This is a genomic window from Streptomyces sp. NPDC048473 (assembly GCF_043200155.1).
GTDB lineage: Bacteria > Actinomycetota > Actinomycetes > Streptomycetales > Streptomycetaceae > Streptomyces.
On the sequence record NZ_JBICXE010000003.1, the window covers coordinates 439,669 to 446,788 of the forward strand.

A 7,120-nucleotide genomic window follows, 5' to 3' on the forward strand; every position below is an offset into this window, starting at 1 on the left:
CATTAGCTAATCGTTACCTGCGATGATCTGGCACACAGCTCTGCCAGTCCGACCCCCGTGACCGGGGAAACTACGCCCTCCTCCGTGACGATAGCCGTGACCAGCTCCGGCGGTGTGATGTCGAACGCGGGGTTGTACGCCGGGGTTCCCACCGGCGCCACGAGCAATCCGCCGGTGTCCCCGCCTGCCACCCCGACCTGCGGAAATGTGAGCTCCGTCACTTCACTCCCCGGCCGCTGCTCCACGATGATCGATGCCCCGTCCACGGTGTCCAGATCCACGGTCGTGGTCGGCGCCACCACGATGAACGGTACGTGGTGGTACTTCGCGAGCACAGCCAGCGGATAGCTCCCCACCTTGTTCGCCACCGATCCGTCCGCGGCGATGCGGTCCGCCCCGATGAGCACGGCATCCACCTCCCCCGCGGCGAACAGCGAACCTGCGGCGTTGTCCGTGAGCAAGCTGTACGGCATGCCATTGCGCGCCGCCTCGTACGCGGTCAGCCGGGCACCCTGCAGCAGCGGACGCGTCTCGTCCACCCACAGCCGGCGCAGCCGCCCCTCCCGGTGCGCCCCGAGCGCCACCGCGAAGGCAGTGCCCTCACCACCCGAGACGAGCGCCCCCGTATTGCAGTGGGTCAGCAGCCGGTGCCCGCCACCGGGCAGCAGTTCGTCCAGAAGGGCTAGCCCATACCGCGCCATACGCCCACTGGCCTCGGCATCCTCCCGGTGCAGCGCCCTGGCCTCGGCCAGCGCCACCGCCGCAGCCCGCTCCGGATCCGCCCCCTTCTCCACAACTGCCCGGTACGCCCCTGCAGCCCGCCGCACCCCGTACCCGAGATTCACCGCGGTGGGTCGCGCCCGCTCCAGCAGCTCTGCGGCCTCCGGCACGTCATCTCCCCGCACCGCTGCCAGAGCCACGCCATAGGCCCCTGCGATGCCCAGCAACGGCGCCCCGCGCACCGCCAGCGTCCGGATCGCCTGCACCAGCGCGGGCACATCGGTGCACACCAGCTCGGCCTCCTCGGCAGGCAGCCGAGTCTGGTCGAGGAGCACCAGTACGGGACCTTCCGGAAGCTCGTCCCAGCGAAGTACGGGAAGCGCGGGAGGCTCGATGCCCACCGGCGATTGCGCGTCCTGATCAGCCATCTGCCCAGTCTGCCCGGTGAGCCGCCCACAAATGAAGGCACGAAGGAGATACAGCGCCAGGCCCGTGCCGGAGCAACGCGTGGCACGATGGCTGCCAACCTGCCGCCCCGATGAGGGGACAGGACCGTGAAGGAGCGAGAATGAACGACACTCCGGGCTGGGCCTCGCCCGGATCTGCCCCCTCCGAGGGTCAGGGGGCGGGCGTCCCCCGGCCTTCCGAGCCCGTCGACGGCAGCGGCCCGGCAGGGAACTGGTCTCCCACGCAGCCGCCCGCAGGGCAGTGGTCCCCACCGAGCACGCCCGGCACAGGTCCCGGCGCACCACCCCCCGCCCCCGGCTGGGGCAGCGGACCTCAGGGCGTCGGCTGGGGAGGTGGACCGCACGGCCCCGGCTGGGGACAGCCGCCCCTTGCGGCCAAGCCCGGTGTCATCCCGCTCCGGCCACTCGGCGTCGGCGAGATCCTCGACGGCGCGGTCTCCACGATGCGCGCCCACTGGCGCACGGTCCTCGGTATCACGCTGACCGTGTCCGTGATCGCCCAGATCGCGATCATCCTCGTGCAACGCTATCTGCTGCCGGAACCCGCAGCGATCGACCCGAACGCCACCGGCTCGGAGGCACTCAGGCAATCCGCCGACTCGGCTCAGTCGGCGCTGATCAACAGTGTGCCGTCCCTGCTCATCACCATGATCGCCACGCTGATCACGACATCCGTACTGACCGTGGTGATCAGCCGCTCGGTGCTGGGCCGCCCGGTGACGCTCTCCGACGCATGGGCCGAGGCCCGGCCCCGGCTTGCCCAGCTCCTGGGTCTGACACTGCTGCTGGCCCTGATCAGCGCCGCCATCATGACGGTGGGCGTTCTGCCGGGCATGCTGGTCGGCTCCGCCGCAGGCGCCGGGCTCGTCGTCATCGGACTCCTGGCCGCGTTCGTCGTCGTCATCTGGCTGATGGTCCGCTTCTGCCTCGCCTCGCCGGCGCTGATGCTGGAGCGGCAATCGATCACGGCCTCCATGCGCCGCTCCGCGAAGCTGGTCAGTGGCGCCTGGTGGCGGACCTTCGGCATCCTGGCGCTCACCTGGCTGCTGACCCTCATCGTGAGCGTGATCATCGCCATCCCGTTCAGCATCATCGCGATGGCTGTGGACGGCGGCGGTATCGGCTCCTTCCTCACGGACGGCTCCACGGACTTCGGCTGGCCGTTCCTGATCGTTTCCGGCATCGGCCAGGTGATCACCGCAACGATCACCTACCCGCTCTCCGCCGGTGTGATGGCCCTGCTCTACATCGATCAGCGCATCCGCCGCGAGGCACTCGACCTCGAGCTCGCCCGGGCAGCGGGCCTGCCCGGATACGACACCAGGAGCTGATGCCGTGTCGGGGGCGGGGGGCACAACAGCAGCACGGCTACTCATGCACGCGAGCAGTGACATACCTGTGGACACTCCGCGTGTCCCCGCCCGCGAGGCCGCGGAGCGCGAGCTGTCCAAACCGATGTACCACGAGAACGATCCCAACCTCCTCCAGCGCGGCCTCGACCGCCTCTGGAGCTGGATCGGCGATCTCCTGAACACGGCCTCCGGCGCCGCACCGGGAGGCCCACTCGGTCTCGTCGTGCTCGTGCTGGTCGCCATCGGCCTGGTCGCCGCACTCTGGTGGCGGCTGGGCACCCCGCACCGCACCGTGCGTTCCGCGAACGCCCTCTTTGACGACAGCCCCCGCAGCGCGGCCGCACACCGCACGACTGCCGAGGCCCACGCCGCCGCCCACCGCTGGAACGAGGCGGTCCAGGAGCGCATGCGCGCCATCGTCCGCTCCTTGGAGGAGCGCGCCCTGCTCGACCCCCGCCCCGGGCGCACCGCCGACGAGGCCGCCGCCGAAGCGGGCCGTCCACTGCCCGCGCATGCCACGCGACTCCACGCCGCCGCCAGAGAATTCGACGATGTCACATACGGCGGCCGCACCGCGGACCAGCAGGCGTATCTGGACATACGAGCTCTGGACCTCGATCTCGAAACCGCCAAGCCTCTCCTGACAGCCGCGGCCCAGGGAGCAGCCGAATGACCGAGGTCACCGCCGCCTCCACCACCTCGGCATCCCTCACCCCGCACCAGATCTGGATCCGCACCCGCGGTCTGCTGCTCGCCCTCCTCGTACTCGTCGCTGCCGGAGTCGCTCTGGCAACCGTGCGCTCCGGTGACCAGCACGGCCGCCTCGACCCCCGTTCCGCCGACCGCTACGGCAGCCGGGCCGTCGCCGAACTCCTCAAGAAGCGTGGCGTCTCCGTTCACGTGGTCACCACGCTCGACGAGGCCACGGCCCAGGTCGGACCCGAAACCACGCTGCTCATCGCCTCCCCCAACCTGCTGGCACCGCACCAGCAGAGCGAACTCCGTGCCACGACCGACCACTCGGCCGGCCGCACCGTCCTTCTCGCGGCGGGGCCTCCATCCGTGAGCACACTGGTCCCCGGCGTCCGCGCGGAGTCCGCCGGACCGGTAGCCACGCGTGCCCCTCAGTGCTCCCTGCCGGCCGCCCGCAGTGCCGGCGGCGTCGAAACGGGAGGCTTCCGCTACGCCTCGGACGGCCTCGGCACCATCGCCTGCTACCCGAACGACGGCCTCCCCACCCTGCTCCTGGTCGAACAGGGCACGGGTGACACCGTTCTCCTCGGTTCCCCCGACCTTCTCTACAACGACCGACTCGCAAACCAGGGCAATGCTTCCCTGGCCCTGCAACTCCTCGGTTCCCGCCCACATCTGGTCTGGTACCTCCCCTCGCTCACTGATACTTCTGCTGCCGCCGAGAACGGCGGTGACGCCGGTGATGGCGCCCACGACGACCGCAGCTTCGCCGACCTGATCCCCAGGGGCTGGTTGTGGGGCACCCTGCAACTCACACTCGCCGCTGTGCTCGCCGCCATCTGGCGCGCCCGTCGTCTGGGCCCTCTGGTGACCGAGCGGCTGCCCGTGGCCATCCGCGCCTCCGAATCCACCGAGGGCCGAGCCCGCCTCTACCGCAAGGCGAACGCCCGCGACCGGGCGGCCGACTCGCTGCGCGCCGCCACCCGCACCCGTATCGCCCCACTCATCGGCATCTCCCCACGCGATTCCCACTCCCCCACAACATTCGTCCCTGCTGTTTCGGCCCGTCTCCACACCACCGGCAGCGACATCCAAGCCCTGCTCTTCGGACCCGCCCCGTCCGACGACGCCGCTCTTGTACATCTGGCAGACCAACTCGACACCCTCGAAAGAGAGGTACGCACGTCATGAGCGCCCCGCCCCCAGTGCCCGCCGGGACTACCGAGACCGTCGGGAACGGCGACACAGCCCGCGCATCCCTGGAAGCGCTGCGCTCCGAGATCGCCAAGGCCGTGGTCGGCCAGGACCCGGCAGTCACCGGGCTCGTCGTCGCTCTGCTCTGCCGAGGCCACGTCCTTCTCGAAGGCGTGCCCGGCGTGGCCAAGACCCTCTTGGTCCGGGCCCTCGCGGCCTCGCTCGAACTCGACACCAAGCGTGTCCAGTTCACCCCCGACCTGATGCCGAGCGACGTCACCGGCTCGCTGGTCTACGACGCCCGCACGGCAGAGTTCTCCTTTCAGCCCGGCCCTGTCTTCACCAACCTGCTTCTCGCCGACGAGATCAACCGCACCCCTCCCAAGACGCAGTCCTCCCTCCTGGAAGCGATGGAAGAGCGCCAGGTCACCGTCGACGGAACCCCTCGGCTACTGCCCGAACCCTTTCTCGTAGCCGCCACGCAGAATCCCGTCGAATTCGAGGGCACCTACCCGCTCCCCGAGGCCCAACTGGACCGGTTTCTCCTCAAACTGACGGTGCCGTTGCCGTCCCGCGACGAGGAGATCAACGTCCTCACCCGTCATTCCGACGGCTTCAATCCGCGCGACCTCAAGTCAGCGGGCATACGCCCCGTCGCAGGCCCGGCCGATCTGGAAGCTGCCCGCAACGCAGTCGCCCGGACCAAGGTCTCCCCCGAGATCGCCGGCTATGTCGTCGATATCTGTCGTGCCACGCGTGAATCCCCCTCGCTCTCCCTCGGTGTCTCTCCCCGAGGCGCCACCGCTCTGTTGTCGACCGCCCGTGCCTGGGCCTGGCTCACCGGCCGTGACTACGTCATTCCGGATGACGTGAAAGCCCTGGCACTCCCCACGCTTCGCCATCGCATCCAGCTGCGGCCCGAGGCGGAGATGGAGGGAGTCACCCCCGACTCCGTCATCACCGCAGTCCTCGCCCACGTCCCCGTACCCCGATGAGGCGGTGACCGTGGCCCTCACCGGACGTACCGCCTTGCTGGCCGCCCTGGGGTCACTCCCTGTAGGCATCCTGGCCCCCAGCTGGACAGGCATGCTCGCGGTCAACGCACCGCTCTCTCTAGCAATTTTGTGCGACTACGCCCTGGCCGCGCCAGTGCGAACGCTTCAGTTCACCCGATCCGGTGACACAACCGTTCGACTTGGCGAGGCCGCTGAAGTACAACTCACCGTAACCAACCCTTCCCGTCGCCGCCTGCGGGCACACCTCCGCGACGCCTGGCCGCCCAGCAGCTGGCCCACCGGCACGGAGCAGGCCTCATCCCGTCACACGCTGACGATCCCTGCGGGGGAACGCCGTCGGCTGACCACCTTCCTGCGACCGACACGGCGCGGTGACCGCCGAGCCGAACGCGTCACCGTCCGCTCGTTCGGACCTCTGGGGCTTGCCGCCCGCCAGGGGAATCACGATGTCCCATGGACGGTACGTGTCCTGCCACCCTTCACCAGCCGCAAGCATCTGCCGTCCCGCCTCGCCAGGCTTCGCGAGCTCGACGGCCGCACCAGCGTCCTCACTCGTGGAGAAGGCACGGAGTTCGACAGCCTGCGTGCCTACGTGCCCGGTGACGACACGCGCTCCATCGACTGGCGGGCCACAGCACGTCAATCCGCCGTCGCAGTGCGAACGTGGCGCCCCGAGCGGGATCGTCACATCCTCGTCGTCCTGGACACCGGCCGTACTTCGGCGGGTCGTGTCGGTGACGTGCCCCGCCTCGACGCCGCTCTGGACGCGGCCCTGCTCCTCACCGCGCTTGCCACTCGTGCGGGCGACCGCGTGGATCTCCTCGCCTACGACCGCCGCATCCGCGCCCAAGTCCAAGGCAGGTCCACGGGAGAAGTCCTGTCGGCCATGGTGAATGCACTGGCGCCGATCGAACCCGCACTCGTGGAAACCGATGCCCGAGGTCTCAGCGCTGCCGTGCTTGCCGGCGCTCCTCGTCGCTCCTTGATCGTGCTCCTCACCGGTCTGGACGCGGCCCCCGTAGAAGAGAGCCTGCTCCCTGTCCTCCGCCGACTGACCCAGCGCCACACGGTGCTGGTGGCTTCAGTGGCCGACCCGCACATCGAGCAGATGGCGGGAGCCAGAGGCACTGTGGACGCGATCTACGAGGCCGCAGCCGGCGCACAGGCCCAAGCGCGGCGACTCCGCACCTCAGAGCAGCTCCAGCGCCACGGTGCGGTGGTCGTCGATGCCACCCCGGACAACCTCGCCCCGGCTCTCGCCGACGCCTACCTGGCTCTCAAGGGAGCGGGTCGCCTCTGACCCACCGCTCACGTCAAAGAATTCACTCACCGGGAAAGGGCCCTCCCGACGGACCGTGAACGCAGAAAAGCCCCGTGCCACAAGGGCACGGGGCTTTCCCGTAAAAGGAGTTCGGCGGCGTCCTACTCTCCCACAGGGTCCCCCCTGCAGTACCATCGGCGCTGAAAGGCTTAGCTTCCGGGTTCGGAATGTAACCGGGCGTTTCCCTAACGCAATGACCACCGAAACACTATGAAATTAACCAACACCGGAACACAACACGGCCGTTCGTTATTTCAGAACTAACACAGTGGACGCGAGCAACTGAGGACAAGCCCTCGGCCTATTAGTACCAGTCAGCTCCACCCGTTACCGGGCTTCCACATCTGGCCTATCAAC

Annotated in this window: 6 protein-coding genes and 1 rRNA gene; 5 read left to right on the top strand and 2 right to left on the bottom strand. The window is 69.0% G+C overall.

Going from position 1 to position 7,120, the window contains the following annotated elements:
• Window positions 1–2 precede the first annotated feature (2 nt).
• Window positions 3–1,148, bottom strand: coding sequence for an S-methyl-5-thioribose-1-phosphate isomerase (mtnA, locus tag ACGFU7_RS08365; RefSeq protein ID WP_393693543.1), 1,146 nt, complete (start codon window positions 1,146–1,148; stop codon window positions 3–5).
• A gap of 140 nt (window positions 1,149–1,288) precedes the next feature.
• On the opposite strand from mtnA, the gene ACGFU7_RS08370 reads away from it, so the two are divergent.
• From ACGFU7_RS08370 to ACGFU7_RS08390, 5 genes are read left to right on the top strand one after another with little or no spacing between them, the layout of a single operon-like run.
• Window positions 1,289–2,518: a hypothetical protein gene (locus ACGFU7_RS08370; RefSeq protein ID WP_393693545.1), complete on the top strand. Its 1,230-nt coding sequence runs from the start codon at window positions 1,289–1,291 to the stop codon at window positions 2,516–2,518.
• Between the two features lie 4 nt (window positions 2,519–2,522).
• Complete coding sequence (locus ACGFU7_RS08375) at window positions 2,523–3,212, top strand: DUF4129 domain-containing protein (RefSeq protein ID WP_393693547.1); 690 nt, start codon at window positions 2,523–2,525, stop codon at window positions 3,210–3,212.
• Entirely contained in the window at window positions 3,209–4,423 is a 1,215-nt protein-coding gene (locus tag ACGFU7_RS08380) for a DUF4350 domain-containing protein (RefSeq protein WP_393693549.1), read from the top strand. Before ACGFU7_RS08375 ends, ACGFU7_RS08380 begins: the two co-directional genes overlap by 4 nt.
• The gene (locus ACGFU7_RS08385) at window positions 4,420–5,421 is read left to right on the top strand and encodes an AAA family ATPase (RefSeq protein ID WP_393693551.1); all 1,002 of its coding nucleotides are present in this window, start codon (window positions 4,420–4,422) and stop codon (window positions 5,419–5,421) included. Before ACGFU7_RS08380 ends, ACGFU7_RS08385 begins: the two co-directional genes overlap by 4 nt.
• A 10-nt stretch (window positions 5,422–5,431) precedes the next feature.
• Window positions 5,432–6,742 (top strand): DUF58 domain-containing protein, encoded by a 1,311-nt coding sequence (locus ACGFU7_RS08390; RefSeq protein WP_393693586.1) that lies wholly within the window; start codon window positions 5,432–5,434, stop codon window positions 6,740–6,742.
• A gap of 109 nt (window positions 6,743–6,851) precedes the next feature.
• On the opposite strand, the gene rrf is transcribed toward ACGFU7_RS08390, so the two are convergent.
• Window positions 6,852–6,968, bottom strand: a 5S ribosomal RNA gene (rrf, locus tag ACGFU7_RS08395).
• Between the last annotated feature and the right edge of the window lie 152 nt (window positions 6,969–7,120).

Coding starts and splice junctions, on each gene's coding strand:
- ACGFU7_RS08370 (WP_393693545.1), top strand. CDS start 1,289: ATGAACGACACTCCGGGCTGGGCCTCGCCCGGATCTGCCCCCTCCGAG.
- mtnA (WP_393693543.1), bottom strand. CDS start 1,148: ATGGCTGATCAGGACGCGCAATCGCCGGTGGGCATCGAGCCTCCCGCG.
- ACGFU7_RS08385 (WP_393693551.1), top strand. CDS start 4,420: ATGAGCGCCCCGCCCCCAGTGCCCGCCGGGACTACCGAGACCGTCGGG.
- ACGFU7_RS08380 (WP_393693549.1), top strand. CDS start 3,209: ATGACCGAGGTCACCGCCGCCTCCACCACCTCGGCATCCCTCACCCCG.